The 18,609-nt window shown below is 67.5% G+C and carries 17 protein-coding genes; 6 read left to right on the top strand and 11 right to left on the bottom strand.

Annotated features, from left to right (window positions below):
• Positions 1–26: 26 nt before the first annotated feature.
• The 11 genes from ABL840_RS27500 to ABL840_RS27450 all read right to left on the bottom strand — a co-directional run bounded on the left by ABL840_RS27500 (position 27) and on the right by ABL840_RS27450 (position 12,511).
• Positions 27–1,022, bottom strand: a complete 996-nt coding sequence (locus ABL840_RS27500; RefSeq protein ID WP_093303526.1) for a Bug family tripartite tricarboxylate transporter substrate binding protein — start codon at positions 1,020–1,022, stop codon at positions 27–29.
• Positions 1,023–1,078: 56 nt separating this feature from the next.
• Entirely contained in the window at positions 1,079–2,146 is a 1,068-nt protein-coding gene (locus tag ABL840_RS27495) for a lactonase family protein (RefSeq protein WP_093303529.1), read from the bottom strand.
• A 14-nt stretch (positions 2,147–2,160) separates the two neighbouring features.
• Positions 2,161–3,138 carry a Bug family tripartite tricarboxylate transporter substrate binding protein gene (locus tag ABL840_RS27490; protein ID WP_093303531.1) on the bottom strand — a complete coding sequence of 326 codons (978 nt, stop codon included), beginning with the start codon at positions 3,136–3,138 and terminating at the stop codon, positions 2,161–2,163.
• A gap of 52 nt (positions 3,139–3,190) precedes the next feature.
• Positions 3,191–3,955, bottom strand: a complete 765-nt coding sequence (locus ABL840_RS27485; protein WP_093203534.1) for an SDR family NAD(P)-dependent oxidoreductase — start codon at positions 3,953–3,955, stop codon at positions 3,191–3,193.
• 28 nt (positions 3,956–3,983) lie between these two features.
• Positions 3,984–6,014, bottom strand: coding sequence for a hypothetical protein (locus ABL840_RS27480; protein WP_093303533.1), 2,031 nt, complete (start codon positions 6,012–6,014; stop codon positions 3,984–3,986).
• A 109-nt stretch (positions 6,015–6,123) separates the two neighbouring features.
• Positions 6,124–7,698, bottom strand: a complete 1,575-nt coding sequence (gene garD, locus ABL840_RS27475; RefSeq protein ID WP_093303535.1) for a galactarate dehydratase — start codon at positions 7,696–7,698, stop codon at positions 6,124–6,126.
• Positions 7,699–7,720: 22 nt separating this feature from the next.
• A complete protein-coding gene (locus ABL840_RS27470; RefSeq protein ID WP_093203527.1) occupies positions 7,721–9,016 on the bottom strand; it encodes a TRAP transporter large permease in 1,296 nt (431 codons plus the stop codon).
• 146 nt (positions 9,017–9,162) lie between these two features.
• Complete coding sequence (locus tag ABL840_RS27465) at positions 9,163–9,651, bottom strand: TRAP transporter small permease (protein WP_093203521.1); 489 nt, start codon at positions 9,649–9,651, stop codon at positions 9,163–9,165.
• Positions 9,652–9,783: 132 nt separating this feature from the next.
• Positions 9,784–10,764 carry a TRAP transporter substrate-binding protein gene (locus ABL840_RS27460; protein WP_019655825.1) on the bottom strand — a complete coding sequence of 327 codons (981 nt, stop codon included), beginning with the start codon at positions 10,762–10,764 and terminating at the stop codon, positions 9,784–9,786.
• A gap of 39 nt (positions 10,765–10,803) precedes the next feature.
• On the bottom strand, positions 10,804–11,694 hold the full coding sequence (locus ABL840_RS27455; RefSeq protein WP_093303537.1) for an SMP-30/gluconolactonase/LRE family protein: 891 nt from the start codon (positions 11,692–11,694) through the stop codon (positions 10,804–10,806).
• A gap of 4 nt (positions 11,695–11,698) precedes the next feature.
• Entirely contained in the window at positions 11,699–12,511 is an 813-nt protein-coding gene (locus ABL840_RS27450; protein ID WP_093303539.1) for an NAD-dependent epimerase/dehydratase family protein, read from the bottom strand.
• Between the two features lie 225 nt (positions 12,512–12,736).
• On the opposite strand from ABL840_RS27450, the gene ABL840_RS27445 reads away from it, so the two are divergent.
• The 6 genes from ABL840_RS27445 to gudD all read left to right on the top strand — a co-directional run bounded on the left by ABL840_RS27445 (position 12,737) and on the right by gudD (position 18,569).
• On the top strand, positions 12,737–13,600 hold the full coding sequence (locus tag ABL840_RS27445) for a FadR/GntR family transcriptional regulator (protein WP_093303541.1): 864 nt from the start codon (positions 12,737–12,739) through the stop codon (positions 13,598–13,600).
• A 128-nt stretch (positions 13,601–13,728) separates the two neighbouring features.
• Entirely contained in the window at positions 13,729–14,736 is a 1,008-nt protein-coding gene (locus ABL840_RS27440) for a Bug family tripartite tricarboxylate transporter substrate binding protein (protein WP_093203511.1), read from the top strand.
• Positions 14,737–14,790: 54 nt separating this feature from the next.
• A complete protein-coding gene (gene kdgD, locus ABL840_RS27435; RefSeq protein WP_093203508.1) occupies positions 14,791–15,702 on the top strand; it encodes a 5-dehydro-4-deoxyglucarate dehydratase in 912 nt (303 codons plus the stop codon).
• A gap of 47 nt (positions 15,703–15,749) precedes the next feature.
• The gene (locus tag ABL840_RS27430) at positions 15,750–16,199 is read left to right on the top strand and encodes a nuclear transport factor 2 family protein (protein ID WP_093203506.1); all 450 of its coding nucleotides are present in this window, start codon (positions 15,750–15,752) and stop codon (positions 16,197–16,199) included.
• A 5-nt stretch (positions 16,200–16,204) separates the two neighbouring features.
• Positions 16,205–17,191 carry a Bug family tripartite tricarboxylate transporter substrate binding protein gene (locus ABL840_RS27425; RefSeq protein WP_093303543.1) on the top strand — a complete coding sequence of 329 codons (987 nt, stop codon included), beginning with the start codon at positions 16,205–16,207 and terminating at the stop codon, positions 17,189–17,191.
• Between the two features lie 16 nt (positions 17,192–17,207).
• Complete coding sequence (gene gudD / locus ABL840_RS27420) at positions 17,208–18,569, top strand: glucarate dehydratase (protein ID WP_093303546.1); 1,362 nt, start codon at positions 17,208–17,210, stop codon at positions 18,567–18,569.
• Positions 18,570–18,609: the final 40 nt, after the last annotated feature.

Raw genomic sequence — 18,609 nt, 5'->3', positions numbered from 1 at the left:
CGGCCCGCCTTCCATCGGCGGGCCCGTCAGTCCGCCTTGATCCCCGCCGCCTTGATCACCTGGGCCCACTTCTCCACCTCGGCCTTCTGGAAGGCCGCGATCTGCGCGGTGCTCAGGTCGGCCGGCTCCATGCCGAAGCCCTTGAGCTTGTCCTGCATCTCGGGCGTCGCGAGGATCTTGCGGATCTCGGTGTGCAGCCGGTCTACCACCGGCGCGGGCGTGTTCGCCGGCACGAAGATCGCCTGCCACGACACCACCTCGAAGTCCTGCAGCCCCGGCACGCCCGATTCGGCCACCGTCGGCACGTCGGGCATCGAGGCCAGCCGCTTCGCCGAGGTGACGGCGATCGCGCGCAGCTTGCCGCTCTGGATGTGCGGGCCGGCCACCACGGTGGTGTCGAACATCATGTCGACCTGTCCGCCGATCACGTCCTGGATCGCCGGGCCGCTGCCCTTGTACGGAATGTGCGTGAACTTCACGCCCGACTTGTAGGCCAGCAGTTCCAGCGCCAGGTGCTGCGAGGTGCCCGTGCCGGCCGAGGCCGACGAGAGCCCGCCCGCCTTGCCCTTGCTGGCCGCGATCACGTCCTTCAGCGTCTTGTACGGGCTCGCCTGGTTCACCACCAGCACCACCGGGTTGGTGCCGATCAGCGTCACCGGCGCGAACGACTTCTGCGGGTCGTAGCCCAGCTTCGGATACAGGCTGACGTTGATCGCGTGCGAGCTGATCGTGCCGCCCACCAGCGTGAAGCCGTCGGGCGCGGCGCGCGCGCCTATCTCCGAGCCCACGCTGCCGCCGGCGCCGCCCTTGTTGTCGATGATCACGGTGGTACCCAGCACCGGGCCGAGCTTCTGCCCGATCAGACGGCCCAGCACGTCGGTCGTGCCGCCCGCCGGGAACGGCACGAGGTACGTGATGGGCTTGCCCGTGGGCCAGGTGCCGCCGCCCTGCGCGAAGGCCACCGGAAGCGCGGTGGCGAGCGAAGAGGCGAGGGCGGTGCGGATGAGTGTGCGGCGTTGCATGTGAAAGTCTCCTTGGGTTGTCGGGTGGCTGGACGTGGTCGTGATGCGCCGGCCTCTCAGGGCATGTCGACGATCTCGATCCAGTTCGGGTTCTTGCCCACGTCCAGGTGCTGGGGTTTGCCCAGCGCGCCGGTGGCGTTGTCGATGGCGTAGAGCGAGATGCCGTTCGATTCCTGTCCCGCCGCGATCAGGTAGCGGCCGGTGGAATCGATGGCGAAGCCGCGCGGACCCTTCTCGGTCGGCGTCTGGCCCAGCGGCTGCAGCTGCCCGGTGGCGGCATCGACCTTGAATGCCGAGAGCGTGCTAGTGGTGCGCTCCGAGGCGTAGAGAAAGCGCCCGTCAGGCGTCAGGTGCAGGTCGGCGGCCCAGGGCTTGCCGGTGAAACCTGCGGGCAGGGTGGTGGTGCTTTGCTCGAGCTTCAGCGTGCCGCGCGCGGCGTCCCATGCGAACACGTGCAGCGCGGCGTCGAGTTCGTCGAGCAGGTAGACATGGCGCTGCGCCTTGTCCCACACGAAGTGACGCGGGCCCGACTTCGCCGTGGTGCGGGTCAGCGGTGGATCGTTGGGCGAGAGCTGCCCCTTCTCCGCGTCGAAGCGCCAGCTCGACACGTTGTCGCCGCCCAGGCTGGTGGCGAGCACGAAGCGGTTGCTCGCGTCCGCGTGGATGGCGTGGGCGTTGGGCTCGGTCTGGATCAGCTGGTGGATGGGCCCCACGGCACCGTCCTTGCCGATGCCGTTGACCGTGATCTTCCCGCCCTGGTACGAAGCCGCGAACAGCCACCTGCCGCTCGCGTCGAGGTCGATGTTGGCCATGCTGTCGGCCAGCGGCGCCTCGGCCAGCTTCTGCAGCTTTCCGCTGGCGCCGTCGATGGATAGCGCCGTCACGCGAAACGGCTGCGAGCGAAGCGCGGCGTACAGCACGCGCTTGTCGCGGCTCACCACCATCGGCATCACCGTGCCGCCCACGTTCAGCGTCTGCACCGGCTTGAGCGCGCCCTGGCTGCGGTCGAGCTCGAGCACCGAGATTTCCTGGCTGTCGGCGTTCGACACGTAGACCCAGGTGGCGGCCGATGCGGGTACCGCCGCGGCCAGCCACAGCAGCGATGCGATGGTCGTCTTCTTCATGGCTGCCGGCTCGCTCAGGGTTTGATGTTGAGTTTGGTGATGAGCTGCTTGAAGTACACGTTGTCCTTCGCCAGCGTCTCCTTGAACACCGCGCCGTCGGTATAGACATAGCCCAGGTTCTGCTTGTCCATCACCTCGTGCATCAGCGGTTCGGCGGCGGTCTTCGCGGTGATCTCGCGCAGCTTCGCCATCACTTCGGGTGGCGTGTTCTTCGGTGCGCCCAGGCCGCGCCAGGTGCCGATCGACAGGTCGATGCCGCGCTCCTTGGCGGTGGGCACCTTCTCGAAGCCCTTCACGCGCTTGTCGGCCATCACCATCAGCACCTTGAGCTTGCCGCCCTGCACGTGCGTCGTCACCTCGGCCGGGCTCACCGCCACGGCTTCGATGTGGCCGCCCAGCAGCGCCAGCACCGCGGGCGCCGCGCCCTGGAACGGGATGTGGCCGAACTTGGCGCCGGTCTTGTCTTCCAGCGCGGCGGCGGCAAGGTGCCAGATCGAGCCGTTGCCCGAGTTGCCCACGCGCACGCTCTCCGGCGACTTCTTCGCGGCGGCCAGGAACTCCTCGATGGTGTTCCACGGCGCGTCGGCCTTCACCGTGATCGCGGCCGGGTCGGCGTTGAGCTGCGCGATGGGCTGGAAGTCGTCGTAGTTGAACTTGGCCAGCCCCAGGTGCGGCAGCGTCAGCAGCTCGACCGTGAGCACCGCGAGCTTGTAGCCGTCGGGCTTGGCGTTGATCACTTCCGTCCAGCCGATGGCGCCGCCCGCGCCGGGACGGTTGACGATCACGATGCTCTGCGAGATGTGCTTGCGGCTCGCCTCCGAGAAGGCGCGCGCCAGGCCGTCGGTGCCGCCGCCGGGCTGGTAGGGCACCAATAGCTCGATGGTGCGGTTCGGAAAATCGGCCTGTGCGGCGGCCGGTGCCGTCAGGCCGAGCGAGAGCGCGGCCGTGGCCGAGAGGGCGGCGATGCCGCGAATGAACTGCTTGCGTTTCATGATGTCCTTGTCTCCGTTGTTGTGGGTGAGTGTTGAAAAGCGTGGGTGCGCGTCAGGGCATGTACTGCCCGCCGTTCACCTCGATCACCTGCCCGGTGACGTAGCCCGAGAGCTGTTCCGATGCGAGGTAGAGGAACGCGCCCACGCATTCCTCGGGCTCGCCGATGCGGCCCATCGGAATGCTGGCGCGGAAGTTCTCCAGCATCGCAGGCGTCGAGAAGCGGTCCTGGAAGGGCGTCTGGATGACGCCCGGCGCCACCGCGTTCACGCGGATGCGGTCGCCCACCAGCTCCTTCGCCAGGCCGTGCGTCGCCGTGCTCACGAAGCCCTTCGAGCCTGCGTACAGGTAGGCGGAAGGCCCGCCGCCGGTGCGCGCCGCGACCGAGGTCACGTTGATGATGTTGCCGCCGCCGTTCTTGCGCATCAGCGGAACCACCTCGCGGCAGAACGCGAGCACCGAGCGCGCGTTGATGTGCAGCACCTCGTCGAAGAGGGCATCGTCGAACTCGGCGATCGGCACGCGCTTGACCAGGCTGCCCGCGTTGTTCACCAGCACGTCGATGCGGCCGCCGAACTGTGCCGAGGCCTGCTTCACGCATTCGCGGATCGCGCCCGTGTCGCGCACGTCGGCCTTCAGCGCGAAGGCGGTGCCGCCGGCCGCGCGGATGGTGTCGACCACCTGGTTCGCGGCGTCGGCGGAGCTGTTGTAGTGCACCGCCACGCGCATGCCGCGTGCGGCGAAGGCGATGGCCACCGCCGCGCCGATGCCGGTGCTGGCGCCGGTGACGAGGGCTGTCCTGTCCTTGAGGTCTTCCATGAGGGGTTCCGTTGATGAGTTCGAAGGATCAACGCGGCGCGATGGATGCCACGCTGGGCGAGCGGTACTTCAGCACCCACTTGACGGTGAGCGGCGAGGCGAAGTTGAAGGCTGGCGAGTCGCAGCGGATGCTGGTCTTGAACGCGCCGTTCGGCGTGTTGTAGTTGGTGTCCGCGCTCACGTCGACAGGCGCGCAGTTCTGCAGGCCTTCGACCTCGAAGCCCTGCACGTCGCCGGTGGCGAAGCTGAACTTGTTGGTGCCGGTGGCCGTGGCGCCGCTGGAATACGTGCCGAACTCCAGCTCGACCTTGGCGATGTCGAGCGCGGCGGCGGGCGTGTAGGTGTCCACGCGCGTGATCCGGCCCGGCTCGAAGGTGTAGGTGGTGGCCGAGGTGATGCGCGTGTCCTTCACGGGCGCGCCGCCGGTGGCCTTGTCCATCGCGTCCTGCGTGTAGCTCACCGTGAGCACCTTGCCGGCCTCCGCGATCTGCAGGTTCTTCTGGTACGACGCGGGAATCAGCGGGTCGGAAGAAGTCGCGACCGTGAACTTCGGCTGCAGCTGCGGCCATTGCGTGTCGGCCACGCTGGAGAGCATGTTGTACGAATGCGGGATCGCGAAGTACGGGTTGGTGCGGTGATAGGTCTGTGCGCCGTTCACCACCGGCAGGCTGATCACGCGCAGGCCATCGCGGTAGGTGACGAGGCCGCGGTCGTAGGTGGCGGCCTGGCCGTCGAAGCCCGCGAACTTCGTCAGCGTCGAACGCGGCAGCTTGTCGAGGTAGGCCAGGAACGTCTGCGTCGAGACCGGCGCCTTCTGCGCATAGCCGGCGGACTTCCACAGGTTGTTGGTGTAGATGAGCTGGTGCGACAGGCTCAGGTTCTCGCCGAGGATGCGCGCCTTGCCGCGGTAGCTGTCGGTGCGGCGGCCCTTGTCCCACATGTTGAGCGAGCCGGTCTCCGAGTCGTACCAGAACTCGACGTACTTGGCCGTCACGCGCGTGGCGAATGCGTAGGCGATGTCCTTTTCCTCCGCGCTCAGCACGTTCATGTGCTCTGCGGCCGAGAGCACCTCGGCGAACGCGGTGTCGGCATAGCCCGCGAGGCTGCGGCCGAAGTCGACGCCGTTGCCGGCCGGGTTCAGCCGCAGCTTGATCACGTCGACCGACTGGCGCAGCCAGCCCTTGAGCGAGGCCTCGTCCTGCGCCGACACCGTCATGCCGGTCTCGATCAGCCGCTGCATGATCTCGCCGATCAGCAGGATGCTGTAGCGGTCGAAGCGGCCGCTGCCGTCGGTCTCGTCGGAGAAGCCGAAGGCCGAGAAGGTCTTGTAGTGGTTGATCATCTTCTGCAGCAGCGCCTCGCTGGCCTCCGGGCCTTCCCAGCCCAGCAGGTAGCGCAGGCGGGCCACGCTGAAGGCCACACCGTAGTAGTTGGTCGGCAGGCCGATGAGCGAGTAGTCGGCCTCGTTGACGAAGGTGCGCCAGTCGAGCTTGGTGCGCAGCGTGGCGAGCGTGGCGCCGTCCACCGCGGCATCGGGGCCGTCGAGCAGGCCTGCCTTCTTGAGCTTCCAGAGCGCGGAGACGTAGTAGTAGATGCCCCAGCTCTCGTTGGTGACTCCGGTGGTCATCGCCGCGATCTCGCGGTAGCCGTCGAGGTACTCCTTGTATTTGGGATCGGACGGCGAGGCGTTCAGCAGCAGGTACGAGAAACCGATGGCCACCTTGCCGGGCAGGAACTTGTCGCCGCTGTTCGACGCGAAGACCTTCACGCCGAGCAGTTCGGTGTCGAGCTTCTGCGTGCGCACCTGCTGGAACAGCCGCTCGATCGTCGGCAGCAGGTTGTTGCGCACGATCTCGTCCATCGGCGTGTTCGAAAGCTTCGGCTGCGCGGCGAGCACCTCGGGGTCCACGGGCGCTTCGGCAGATGGTGCCGGTGCCGGCGCGGGCGGGTTGGTGGCCACGGGCGTCGGGAAGAACGTGCCTCCATCGCCGCCCCCGCCGCACGCGGCAAGCAGGACGGCGCCCGCGATCGCACTCGACACCAGCTTGGGTTTCTGCATCCTCTGTCTCCTTCTGTTGTAGAAAAAACCAGGCCCGGCTCCCCAGCCGGACTTTCCAGAATGACTTTCCCCCGCGGCCGCTTGCTCCGCTGCGGCCGAGCGTGCCTCCTCAGGTCACGGGCGCGGGGTTGAAGAGCACGAGCGCGTTGTGCAGCTTCCAGTGCTCGGCCCATGTCTTCCTGCGGCCGCTGGCCACGTCGAGCATCAGCCGGAAGAGCTCCCAGCCCACGTCCTCGATGCTGGCCTCGCCGTCGGCGATGCGCCCCGCGTTCACGTCCATCAGGTCGTGCCAGCGGCGCGCGAGGTCGCTGCGCGTGGCGACCTTGATCACCGGCACCTCGGCCAGCCCGTAGGGCGTGCCGCGTCCGGTGGTGAACACATGCAGGTTGATGCCGGCGGCCAGCTGCAGCGTGCCGCAGATGAAGTCGCTGGCCGGTGTGGCGGTGTAGATCAGGCCCTTCTGCGCGGCCTTCTCGCCGGGCGCGAGCACGCCGGTGATCGGCGCCGAGCCCGACTTGACGATGGAGCCCATCGCCTTCTCGACGATGTTCGAGAGCCCGCCCTTCTTGTTGCCCGGCGTGGTATTGGCGCTGCGGTCGACGAGGCCCTTCTTCAGGTAGGCGTCGTACCAGGCCATCTCGCGGATCATGGCCTCGGCCACCTCGGGCGTGGATGCGCGCGAGGTGAGCTGGTCGATGCCGTCGCGCACCTCGGTGGTCTCGGAGAACATCACGGTGGCGCCCGCGCGCACCAGCAGGTCGGTGCAGAAGCCCACGGCCGGATTCGCGGTGACGCCCGAGAAGGCATCGCTGCCGCCGCACTGCACGCCCACCACCAGCTCGCTGGCGGGCACGGTCTCGCGCCTGCGTGCGTTGAGGCGGGCAAGGTGCTCCTCGGCCTGGCGCATGACCGAATCGATCATCGACATGAAGCCGACGTGCGCATCGTCCTGCAGGCAGACCACGTCGAGTTCGGCGTCGCCCTCGGCCTCTCCGCGCTTGTCGACGATGGGAATGCTCCCCGGCGGCAGCAGCCGCTCGGGCTGCAGCTTCTCGCAGCCCAGGCTCACCACCATCACCTCGCCGCCGAAGTTGGGGTTGAGGCTGATGTTGCGCAGCGTGCGGATCGGCACGATGGCGTCGGGCGCGTCGATGGCCACGCCACAGCCGTAGGTGTGCTCCAGCGCCACCACGTCGTCGACGTTGGGGTACTTCGGCAGCAGCTCGGTCTTGATGCGCTGCACCGCGAACTCGGTGACCCCCGCCACGCACTGCACCGTCTGCGTGATGGCCAGGATGTTGCGCGTGCCCACCGAGCCGTCGGCATTGCGATAGCCCTCGAAGGTGTAGCCCTCCAGCGGCGCGAGGGCAGGGGGCTTGACCGTGGCGATGGGCAGGCCGTCGAGCTCGGGCGCGGTCGGCATGCGCATCACGCGCTCGTGCACCCAGCTTCCGCGCGGCAGCGCCTTCAGCGCGTAGCCGATCACCACGTCGTAGCGGCGGATGGCGTCGCCTTCGGCCAGGTCGACCAGCGCGACCTTGTGGCCCTGCGGCACGTTGTCCACCAGCCGCAGGCCGTCGGCGAACTCCGCGCCGGCCTTCAGCCCGCCGTCGTTGGCGACGATGGCGACGTTGTCGGCCGCATGGATGCGGATGTAGAGCGGTGGGCGGGTGGTCTCGGTCATCGCGGGATCTTCCTTGCCTTGCTTACTTCACTACCATGAACATGCTGGGAAGCCATGTGGAGAACGCGGGCACGAAGGTGACCACCCCCAGTGCGAAGATCAGCGCGCCGTAGAACGGCCAGATGGTGCGCATCACCGTTCCCACCGACACCCCGCCGATCGCGCAGCCGACGAACTGCGTCGTGCCCACGGGCGGCGTGTTCAGGCCCAGCGCGCAGTTGATGAGCATCACGATGCCGAACTGCACCGAGGTCATGCCGTACTGCTGTGCGATGGGCAGGAAGATGGGCGTGCACAGCAGGATGGTGGCCGCCATGTCCAGGAAGGTGCCCAGCACGAACAGGATGATGTTGATGAGCAGGAAGATCACCCACGGCGTGCTCGTCACCTGCGACAGCATCTGCCCGGTGAGCTCGGCCACGCCGTACAGGCTGATGAGGTAGCCGAAGGTGCTGGAGATGCCGATCAGCAGCAGGATCACGCCGGTGGTGCGCACCGCCTTCGAGGCCGCCTTGACGAAGTGCTCCCACTTCAGCGTGCGGTACACGAAGATCGTGAGGCCCAGCGCGTAGAGCACGGCCACCGCCGCCGATTCGGTCGCGGTGAAGATGCCCGACAGGATGCCGCCCAGGATCAGCAGCACCACGAACAGGCCCGGCAGCGCCGCGGCGAACGAGCGTCCCACGATGGCCCAGCCGGGGAAGGTTCCGGCGGGGTAGCCGCGCTTCACCGCCACCAGGTAGGCGGCCACGAGGTTGCTGATGGTGAGCACCGCCGCAGGCAGCAGCGCCGCGAGGATCAGCGCCGCGATAGACACCTTTCCGCCGGCAGCCAGCGAATAGATGATGAGGTTGTGGCTGGTCGGCATCAGCGCGCCCACCAGCGCCGCGTGGGTCGTCACGTTGACCGCGTAGTCGGCGTGATAGCCCTCCTTCTTCATCATCGGGATCATCACGGCGCCCATGGCCGAGACGTCCGCCACGGGCGAGCCCGAGACGCCGCCGAACAGCGTGCAGGCCACCACGTTCGACATGCCCAGGCCGCCGCGCACGTGGCCCACCAGGTCGCGCGCCAGGTTGACGATGCGGTCCGCGATGCCGCCGTAGAGCATCAGCTCGCCGGCGAAGATGAAGAACGGGATGGCGAGGAACGAGAAGATGCCCATGCCCGAGGTCATCTGCTGGAAGCCGACCGCCAGCGGCAGGCCTTCATAGAGCAGCGTGGCCAGGGCCGAAAGGCCGATGGAGAAAGCCACCGGCACGCCCAGCAGGAGGAAGAGCGTGAACGAGAGGCAGAGAATCAACAGAGGAATGGTCATGATCTGGCCGCCTCGCCTTGAATGGGGGCGCTATGGACTGTTCGGGGAATGCCGCGGAACCGGCTTTGCCGGGCAGCAGGCATTGCCCCCTGCAAGGGGGTTGGAGAAGCGACACGAAGTGCGCGAAGCCTGGGGGTGTGCATTCGTTATCCCCAGGCGGGTTCTACTTCGCGGCCTTGGGCCAAGGCGATGATGTGTTCAATGGAGAAGAGGACGATCAGCACGCCCGAGACGGAGGCCGGCACGTACTTCCAGCCTTCGGAGATCCACAGCGTGGGCAGGCGGTATTCCCAGACCGAACCGGCCAGCTCGGCGCAGTTCCAGGCCATGGCCAGGCCGAACACCAGGATCAGCGCGTGGATGAGGTATTCCATCTTCAGCCGCAGCCAGTCGGGCGCGAGGACGAGGAAGGATTCGAGTCCGATGTGGCCCGCGTCGCGCACGCCCACGGCCACGCCGAGCATGGTGACGTAGAGCACCAGCAGCAGCGCGAGGCTTTCGGCCCAGGTGGGGGTGTTGTTGAGCACGTAGCGGCCGAACACCTGCCAGCTCACGGCGCAGATCACCGCGACGAGGCCCAGGATGCCCAACCACATGCATGCACGCGCGAGGGTGCGGCAAAGTTTGGTGTACATATTTTCCAGCGCAAGAGATGGTGGGGGACTGCCCATTCGTGAAACACCGAGGAACCGGCTTCGCCGGGCCTCAGGTGTTGCCCCCGGTAGGGGGTGGCGGCTACACGAAGTGAGCAAGCCTGGGGGCGAGCCCTATTTCGTGTCTTGCACGCGCTTGACCAGGTCCTTGAGCTTGGCGTCAGTGATGAACTTGTCGTACACCGGCTTCATCGCCGCCTGGAACGGAGCCTTGTCCACTTCGATGATCTCGGCACCGCCGGCCTTCACCGTGGCCAGCGACTTCACTTCGCGCTCTTCCCACTGCTTGCGCATGTAGGGCACCGACTCCTTGGCGGCCTGGCGGATCCAGCCCTGCTCCTCGGCGGAGAGCTTGTCCCACGCGCGCTTGGAGAACAGCAGCATCTCGGGCGCCATCGAGTGCTCGGTCTTGCTGTAGTACTTGGCCACTTCGAAGGCGCGCGCGCTTTCGTACGTGGGGTAGTTGTTCTCGGCGGCGTCGATCAGCCCGGTCTTCAGGCCGGTGTAGACCTCGCCCATGGGCATCGGCGTGGCGTTGGCGCCCATGGCTTCCAGCATCGACACCCACAGGTCGGACTGCTGCACGCGAACCTTCAGGCCCTTCATGTCGGCGAAGCTGCGCACCGGCTTCTTGGCCGTGAACATCGAGCGCGCGCCGCTGTCGTAGTAGGCCAGGCCCACGAAGCCCTGCTTCTCGCACGACTTCAGGATCTCCTCGCCGATCGGGCCGTCGAGCACCTTGTGCAGGTGGTCGACCGAGCGGAACAGGAAGGGCATGGTCGGCACCTGCGTCTCGGGGCAGATGTTGTTCATCGGCGCGATGTTCACGCGCACCATCTGCAGCGCGCCGATCTTGGTCTGCTCGATCGTGTCCTTCTCGCTGCCGAGCGCACTGTTGTTGAACACCTTGATGCTGTGCTTGCCGCCCGACAGCGCCTTCAGGCGCTCGCTCATGAACTTCACCGCGGTCACGGTGGGGTAGTCGTCGGGGTGGATGTCGGCCGAACGGAACTCGGTGGCGTGTGCAGCCATGGTGGTCAGCGCGGCTGCTGCGCACGCGGAAATTGCGATCAGGGTCTTCTTGGCGAATTTCATTTGTCTCGTCCTCTTGCTTGGTGGTTGTTGAAAAAAGGTTCAGCTGCCGAAGGCCGGTTCCGGAACGCCCTGCGCGCCCGGCCGCAGTGCGAAGACGCCGCCGGCCAGCGGCTGGTCGCTCAGGTCGATGCCGCCGGGGCGGATCGAGGTGACGAACAGGGTGTCGAGCCCTGCGCCGCCGAAGGCGCACATGGCGGGCTTCTTCACCGGCACTTCGAGCGAGCGGTCGAGCCGGCCGTCGGGCGTGAAGCGGTGCACCAGGCCGGCGTCGTTGCCGCAGATCCAGTAGCAGCCGTCGGTGTCCATGGCGGCGCCGTCGGGGCGGCCGGGCAGGGGCTTCATGTCGACGAACAGGCGGCGGTTGCCGGGCGTGCCGGTTTCCGTGTCGTAGTCGAAGGCCCAGACGGCCTGCACGGTGGGGTGCGAATCCGAGAGGTACATCGTGCGGCCGTCGGGGCTGAAGGCCAGGCCGTTGGGCACGATGAAGTCGTCGAGGCGCAAGGTGGCGTTGCTGTCGCCCTCGCCGTAGCTGTAGAGGCGGCCGACGCGCGAGCCGGCGGCCATGTCGAGCAGCATGGTGCCGGCCCAGAAGCGGCCCTGGCGATCGCAGCGGCCGTCGTTGAAACGCATGGCGGGTGCCGCGTGCTCGACGCGGGCGAGCGAGGCGGCGGCCAGCGTGCCGTCGGCCTGCGGCTTCACCGAGAAGAGGCCGCTTTCCATGCCGGCGATCCACTCGCCGGGCGCGTCGGCGCGCGGCGCGATGCAGGCGATCATTTCGTCGGCCTTCCACTGCGCATGGCCTTCGCTCGCATGCCAGCGGTTCAGCGTGCGTGCCGGAATGTCGACCCAGTACAGCGCCTGTTGCGCGGCATGCCACACCGGGCTTTCGCCGGTGCCGTTGCGCGCGTCGAGAACCAGTTCAGCTTGCATCGCCTCAATCGCCGAATGGGCCCTGTGCGGTGAATGCGCCGCCCTGGTAGATGGCGTTCGGGTCGGTCGGCGCCACGGGAGGCTGCTGCTCGACCTTGTCGCGGAATACTTCGGAGCTGTCCTGCGGCATGAAGCCCAGGTGCGCGGCGGCGCTGTTGTCCCACCACACGTCGCGGTTGCTCGACATGCCGTAGACCACCGTGTGCTTCACGTCGGGCGTGAAGAGCGACTTCTCGATCAGCGAAGTCAGGTCGCGGTAGCTGAGCCAGGTGCTCATCATCCGGCGGTTGGCCGGCTCGGGGAACGAGGAGCCGATGCGGATGCTCACCGTCTCGATGCCCCAGCGGTCGAAATAGAACTGGGCCACGTCCTCGCCGAAGGACTTCGACAGGCCGTAGTAGCCGTCGGGCCGGCGCGCGGCATGGGCGTCGATGTGCTCGCTCTGCTTGTAGAAGCCGATCACGTGGTTCGAACTCGCGAACACGACGCGCTTCACGCCGTGGCGGCGCGCTGCCTCGTAGATGTGGAACACGCCCTTGATGTTGGCCTCGAGGATTTCCTCGAACGGCCGCTCGACCGATACGCCGCCCAGGTGGACGATGGCGTCACAGCCCTCGACCAGCGCGTGCACCGCGGCCTTGTCCGAGAGATCGCAGGGCACGACTTCCTCGTGCGCACCCGCGGTCGGCGAAAGCGCGGCGATGTCCGACAGCCGCAGCACGTTCGCAAAAGGCTTGAGCCGCTCGCGCAGCACCTTGCCGAGCCCGCCGGCCGCGCCGGTCAGCAGGAGGCGGTTCATCTTGTTGTTGTCTGTCATGGTTGCCCGTCCTTGCGCGCGGGAGTCATGGTTTTCGAGGGGCTGCCGTCACGGCGGACTTCCTGAAGCGGCCGGTACGATGCCGACGGAGCGAAGTCGAAGGGGCGCTGCATGTCGGTGTCGTGAAGACCGGAAAACCGCCGGCGCATCGGCCTGCGACTCCTGGGAGTTGAGTGATAAGTTATCTGTTGTCGTACAACTAGTTTGGAGATTATCATCGTGGCCATGGTTCAGTCGACTGCGGGTAATCCCTTGGTGGCGGAGGTGCAGGTGGAAACGGCTTCCGCTGCTCCTTCTTTCGTGGGGCGTCCGCGCCAGCGCGCGCGGGGGCTGGCCCATGGGCTGGTGGAAGACCTCGGCGAGAAGATCCGCAACCAGTCGCTGCGGCCGGGAGACAAGCTCCCGACCGAGTCGGCCATCATGCAGGCCTACGGCGTGAGCCGCACCGTGGTGCGCGAGGCGCTGTCGAAGCTGCAGGCCGCCGGGCTCGTCGAGACGCTGCACGGCGTGGGCACCTTCGTGCTGCAGCCGCGCACGGGCGGGGTGTTCCGCCTCGATCCGGGCGAGATCGCCGCCTCGGTCGACGTGCTGGCCGTGCTGGAGCTGCGCATCAGCCTGGAGACCGAATCGGCCGGCCTCGCCGCCAGCCGCCGCACCGACGAGCAACTCGTCGCAATGCGCCAGGCGCTCGACGACTTCGAGCGCAACGTGGTCGTGGCGGGCGACACGGTGGGGCCGGACTTCCGCTTCCACCTGCAGATCGCCGAGTCGACCGGCAACCCCTATTTCGCGGACATCATGCGGCACCTGGGCACCACGCTCATTCCGCGTACCCGCATCAGCGCCATCCGCACGCACGAGGGCGGGGCGCCTTACCTGAGCCGCGTCAACCGCGAGCACGAAGAGATCTACGCGGCCATCGCTCGGCGCGACCCCGAGTCGGCGCGCGCCGCCATGCGCATCCATCTGACCAACAGCCGCGAGCGGCTGCGCATGGCTCAGGAAGCCGCGCAGCAGAAGGCGAAGGCTGATGCCTCCGCCGGGGCCGATGCGCCCGCGCCGTCGTCCGACGGCACCCCCTCGCACTGATCCTCCGCTGATTTTTCTTGTCCGCCATGCTGGACAAGTCATCTTTCTAGTTGTACGATGACTGATAACTTGTGCGATCAGTCATCAGTCGTGCGAGCCATGACGACCATCGAACAACAGGAGGCAGCATGACCATCAACCGACGCGGCGCATTGGGCGCCGCCCTGGCCACGACGCTGGCCGCCAGCCTGCCGATGCGCTCCCTCGCCCAGGGAGCCCAAGGCGCGCAGGGCGGCACCGGCAACTGGCCTTCGAAGCCGATCCGCATCATCGTTCCGTACCCGCCGGGCGGTTCGTCCGACATCATTGCGCGCGCCATCAGCCAGCCTCTGTCGGAGGCGCTGGGCCAGTCGGTCATCATCGACAACCGCGCGGGCGCCAACGGCAACCTCGGCGCCGACCTGCTGGCCAAGGCGCCGGCCGACGGCTACACGCTGATGCTGTGCGACCTCGGCGCGCTGGCCATCAGCCCGTCGCTCTACCCCAAGCTGCCTTTCGATCCGTCGAAGGACCTGCGCAGCGTGGCCATGCTGGCCTACTCGCCGCACCTGCTGGTGGTGCATCCCTCGGTGCAGGCGAACACGCTGAAGGAGCTCGTCGAGTTCTCGAAGAAGAGCGACCTCAATTTCGCCGTCACCGCCAGCGGCAGCACCGCGCACCTCGCGGGCATCGAGCTGCAGCGCCGGGTCGGCGCCAAGTGGGAATACGTGCCCTACAAGGGCGGCGTGCAGGCGGTGCTCGACACCGTCGCGGGCCAGACGCAGGTGCTCATGAACGGCATGCTCGCCACCTACCCGCAGGTGCAGGCCGGCAAGCTCAAGCTGATCGCGGTTTCCAAGGCCACGCGCATGCCGCTGATCGGCAACGTGCCGACCATCGCGGAGCAGGGCGCTCCCGGCTACGAGTCGGGCACCTGGCAGGGCATGGTCGCGGCGCGCGGCGTGCCCGACGCGGTGGTCGCGCGCTTCAACCGCGAGCTGGTCCGCATCATCCGCACCGCCGACATCCGGGCCCGCCTCGCGGGGCAGGGCGCCGAGGTCGTGACCATGACTCCAGCCGAGCAGGACCAGTTCTTCGCCAAGGAGCGCGCGCGCTGGGCGCAAGTCGTCAAGGAGGCCAACGTCAGGCTCGACTGACCGGTTTCCTCATCCCCTCTTTTTCATTTTTCGAATCTTCACTGGACGTTCCCGATGAATCCGCAAGAACTCAAGACCATCATGGGCTCCGGCCTGCTCTCGTTCCCGCTGACCGACTTCGACAGCAACGGCGACTTCAACAAGAAGGGCTACGAGCAGCGCCTCGAATGGCTCGCCCCCTACGGCGCGAGCGCGCTGTTCGCGGCCGGCGGCACCGGCGAGTTCTTCTCGCTCACCGGCGACGAGTACCCCGGCATCATCAAGACCGCGGTCGACACCTGCCGCGGCGTGGTGCCGATCATCGCGGGCGCGGGTGGCCCCACGCGCTTCGCCATCCAGTGCGCGCAAGCCGCCGAGAAGGCCGGCGCGCACGGCATCCTGCTGCTGCCGCACTACCTCACCGAAGCCGGCCAGGAAGGCCTGGCTGCGCACGTCGAGGCCGTGTGCAAGAGCGTGAAGTTCGGCGTGATCGTCTACAACCGCGCCACCAGCCGCCTCAAGCCCGACACGCTGGCCGCGCTGGCCGAGCGCAACCCCAACCTCGTCGGCTTCAAGGACGGCGTGGGCGACATCGAGGCCATGGTCGCCATCTACCAGAAGATGGGTGACCGCTTCGCCTACCTGGGCGGCCTGCCCACCGCCGAGGTCTACGCCGCCGCCTACAAGGCAATGGGCACGCCGGTGTATTCGTCGGCCGTCTTCAACTTCATTCCGAAGACCGCCATGGACTTCTACAGGGCCGTCGCCGCCGACGACCTGCCGACGCAGCACCGCCTGCTGAAGAACTTCTTCATGCCCTATCTCGAGCTGCGCAACCGCGTGCCCGGCTACGCCGTGAGCATCGTGAAGGCCGGCGCGAAGATCGTCGGCCACGACGCCGGCCCCGTGCGCGCGCCCCTCACCGACCTGAAGCCCGCCGAGATGGAGCAGCTCAAGGCGCTGATCGACTCGCTCGGCCCGCAGTAAGCCGCGCCAGCCTGAAGACGAAACCACAACAACGGAGACAAGACAACATGTTCCTCAAGAAGCTCTTCCTGGTCGCCGCCTCGGCCGCCCTGTTCTCGGCCTGCTCGGTGATGCCCTCGGGCAATGCCGCGTCGGCCGCGCCCGAAGTGGCCGCCGCCGCCGAGCGCCTGCGCATCGCGATGATCGACCCCACCGCTCCCGCATTGGGCGCGCTGGTGGCCGACGACCTCAGCTACGGCCACTCCGGCGGCAAGGTCGACACCAAGACCAGCTTCATCGCCGACCTGCTCGACGGCAAGTCCGACTTCGTGACCATCGCCATCACCGACCAGACCGTCAAGGTGGTCGACGGCAACACCGCCATCGTGCGCCACACCCTCACGGCGGACACCAACGACTCGGGCAAGCCCGGCAAGGTGGCGCTGAAGATCCTGGGCGTCTGGCAGAAGCAGGGCGGCAGCTGGAAGCTGCTCGCGCGGCAGGCTGTGAGGATCTAGGTCGAATGAAGAAGAGAGTCCTTCTTGGGGCGGCCCTCGCGGCTGCCTCGGCGGTGCTGCTGCCCCGGGTCGCCTCGGCGCAGTCCGACGCATGGCCGCAGCAGAAGCCGGTGACCATCGTCGTGCCGTTCCCGGCCGGCGGCTCCACCGACATGGTCGCGCGCGCCATCGCGCTGCAGCTGCAGACCAGGCTTGGCGGCAGCTTCGTCGTCGACAACCGGCCCGGCGCCACCGGCACCATCGGCACCGGCCAGGTCAAGCGCGCGGCACCCGACGGCTACACGCTGCTGGTGTCCTCGCTCGGCGCCTTCGTTGTCACGCCGCATCTGCAGAAGAGCGTGCCCTACGACGCGACGAAAGACTTCGACTACATCAGCGTGCCCGTGCAGGCGCCCAACGTGCTCGTCGCGAATGTGGCGCGGCCCGAGCACACGGTGGCCGACGTGCTGACGCTGCTGCGCAAGACGCCGGGCAAGGTCTCGTTCGCGAGCTCGGGCAACGGCTCGTCCGACCATCTCTCGGCCGAGCTCTTCTGGCAGCAGACGAAGACCGAAGGCGTGCACGTGCCCTACAAGGGCGGGGCGCCGGCGGTCAACGACCTGCTGGGCAACCAGGTCGACTTCTCGTTCCAGAACGTCAATGCCGTGCTGCCGCACATCCGTGCCGGCAAGCTGCGCGCCATTGCCGTCACTGGCGACAAGCGCTCGCCCGTGCTGCCAGACGTGCCCACGCTGGCCGAGGCCGGCGTGAAGGGGGCCGAGGTCTATTCGTGGCAGGGCATGGCTGCGCCCAAGGGCCTGCCGCCCGCCGTGAAGAAGAAGCTGAGCGACGCGGTCATCGCCGCCATGCAAGACCCTGAGACGAAGAAACGCATGCTCGACCAGGGCCTGGAAATCGTCGCCAGCACCCCCGATGAATTCACCGCCTTCCAGTTGCGCGAATGGACGCGTTGGAAGACATTGATCGACACCCGCCACATCACCGCAGACTGAAGCACGCAGCCCGAAGATGACAAGCCCTGAATCCGTTGTTTCCAACGCCGTGACAGGCGCCCCCGTCGTCACCGGCATGCGCGTGGTACCCGTCGCGGGCCACGACAGCATGCTGATGAACCTGAGTGGCGCGCACGGCCCGTTCTTCACGCGCAACCTGCTGATCCTGACCGACAGCGCCGGCCACACCGGCGTGGGCGAAGTGCCCGGCGGCGAGAAGATCCGCCAGACGCTGGAAGACGCGCGCGATCTCATCGTCGGCCAGCCCATCGGCCGCCACAACGCGATCCTCAACAGCATGCGCAGCGCTTTTGCCGGCCGCGACAGCGGCGGGCGCGGCCTGCAGACCTTCGACCTGCGCGTGACCATCCATGCGGTCACCGCCGTCGAAGCCGCGCTGCTCGACCTGCTGGGCCAGTTCCTCGAAGTGCCTGTGGCGGCCCTGCTCGGCGAAGGCCAGCAGCGCGACGCGGTGCAGATGCTCGGCTATCTCTTCTACGTGGGCGACCGCAAGAAGACCGATCTGCCTTACGAGAGCGCCCCCGGCGCCGACAACGACTGGTTCCGCTTGCGCCACGAGGAAGCCATGACGCCCGAGGCCATCGTGCGCCTGGCCGAGGCCACGCATGCGCGCTACGGTTTCACCGACTTCAAGCTCAAGGGCGGCGTGCTGCGCGGCGAGGAAGAAGTCGAGGCGATCCGTGCGCTGCACGAGCGCTTTCCGAATGCCCGCGTCACGCTCGACCCCAACGGCGGCTGGCTGCTGCAGGACGCGATCCGCCTGTGCCGCGACCTGCACGGCGTGATGGCCTATGCCGAAGACCCGTGCGGCGCCGAGGGCGTGTTCTCGGGCCGCGAGGTCATGGCCGAGTTCCGCCGCGCCACCGGGCTGCCGACCGCGACCAACATGGTCGCCACCGACTGGCGCGAGATGGTGCACAGCCTCTCGCTGCAGTCTGTCGACATCCCGCTGGCCGATCCGCATTTCTGGACCATGCAGGGCTCGGTGCGCGTGGCGCAGCTGTGCCAGGCCTGGGGCCTGACCTGGGGCTCGCACTCGAACAACCACTTCGACGTGTCGCTCGCGATGTTCACGCACGTGGCCGCAGCGGCGCCGGGCAAGGTGACCGCCATCGACACGCACTGGATCTGGCAGGACGGCCAGCGCCTGACCAAGGCACCGCTGCAGATCGAGGAAGGCTTCGTGAAGGTGCCCACGCGCGGCGGCCTGGGCGTGGAGCTCGACATGGACGAAGTCGAGAAGGCGCACCAGCTCTATCTGAAGCACGGCCTCGGCGCACGCAACGATGCGCAGGCGATGCAGTACCTGATTCCCAACTGGACCTTCGACAACAAGAAGCCCTGCATGGTCAGGTAAAGGCGTAGTCTCCGTTTCTCATCATTCCCGCAGCCGGAGC

Source organism: Variovorax sp. NFACC27, assembly GCF_048301545.1.
GTDB classification, from domain to species: Bacteria; Pseudomonadota; Gammaproteobacteria; order Burkholderiales; family Burkholderiaceae_C; genus Variovorax; species Variovorax gossypii.
The sequence above is the reverse complement of the archived record's forward strand: the minus strand, read 5'-3'. Positions and strand labels throughout refer to the sequence as shown.

Excerpts from the sequence above, each read along its gene's own strand:
- ABL840_RS27500 (WP_093303526.1), bottom strand. The coding sequence starts at position 1,022 with ATGCAACGCCGCACACTCATCCGCACCGCCCTCGCCTCTTCGCTCGCC.
- ABL840_RS27495 (WP_093303529.1), bottom strand. The coding sequence starts at position 2,146 with ATGAAGAAGACGACCATCGCATCGCTGCTGTGGCTGGCCGCGGCGGTA.
- ABL840_RS27490 (WP_093303531.1), bottom strand. The coding sequence starts at position 3,138 with ATGAAACGCAAGCAGTTCATTCGCGGCATCGCCGCCCTCTCGGCCACG.
- ABL840_RS27485 (WP_093203534.1), bottom strand. The coding sequence starts at position 3,955 with ATGGAAGACCTCAAGGACAGGACAGCCCTCGTCACCGGCGCCAGCACC.
- ABL840_RS27480 (WP_093303533.1), bottom strand. The coding sequence starts at position 6,014 with ATGCAGAAACCCAAGCTGGTGTCGAGTGCGATCGCGGGCGCCGTCCTG.
- garD (WP_093303535.1), bottom strand. The coding sequence starts at position 7,698 with ATGACCGAGACCACCCGCCCACCGCTCTACATCCGCATCCATGCGGCC.
- ABL840_RS27470 (WP_093203527.1), bottom strand. The coding sequence starts at position 9,016 with ATGACCATTCCTCTGTTGATTCTCTGCCTCTCGTTCACGCTCTTCCTC.
- ABL840_RS27465 (WP_093203521.1), bottom strand. The coding sequence starts at position 9,651 with ATGTACACCAAACTTTGCCGCACCCTCGCGCGTGCATGCATGTGGTTG.
- ABL840_RS27460 (WP_019655825.1), bottom strand. The coding sequence starts at position 10,764 with ATGAAATTCGCCAAGAAGACCCTGATCGCAATTTCCGCGTGCGCAGCA.
- ABL840_RS27455 (WP_093303537.1), bottom strand. The coding sequence starts at position 11,694 with ATGCAAGCTGAACTGGTTCTCGACGCGCGCAACGGCACCGGCGAAAGC.
- ABL840_RS27450 (WP_093303539.1), bottom strand. The coding sequence starts at position 12,511 with ATGACAGACAACAACAAGATGAACCGCCTCCTGCTGACCGGCGCGGCC.
- ABL840_RS27445 (WP_093303541.1), top strand. The coding sequence starts at position 12,737 with ATGGTTCAGTCGACTGCGGGTAATCCCTTGGTGGCGGAGGTGCAGGTG.
- ABL840_RS27440 (WP_093203511.1), top strand. The coding sequence starts at position 13,729 with ATGACCATCAACCGACGCGGCGCATTGGGCGCCGCCCTGGCCACGACG.
- kdgD (WP_093203508.1), top strand. The coding sequence starts at position 14,791 with ATGAATCCGCAAGAACTCAAGACCATCATGGGCTCCGGCCTGCTCTCG.
- ABL840_RS27430 (WP_093203506.1), top strand. The coding sequence starts at position 15,750 with ATGTTCCTCAAGAAGCTCTTCCTGGTCGCCGCCTCGGCCGCCCTGTTC.
- ABL840_RS27425 (WP_093303543.1), top strand. The coding sequence starts at position 16,205 with ATGAAGAAGAGAGTCCTTCTTGGGGCGGCCCTCGCGGCTGCCTCGGCG.
- gudD (WP_093303546.1), top strand. The coding sequence starts at position 17,208 with ATGACAAGCCCTGAATCCGTTGTTTCCAACGCCGTGACAGGCGCCCCC.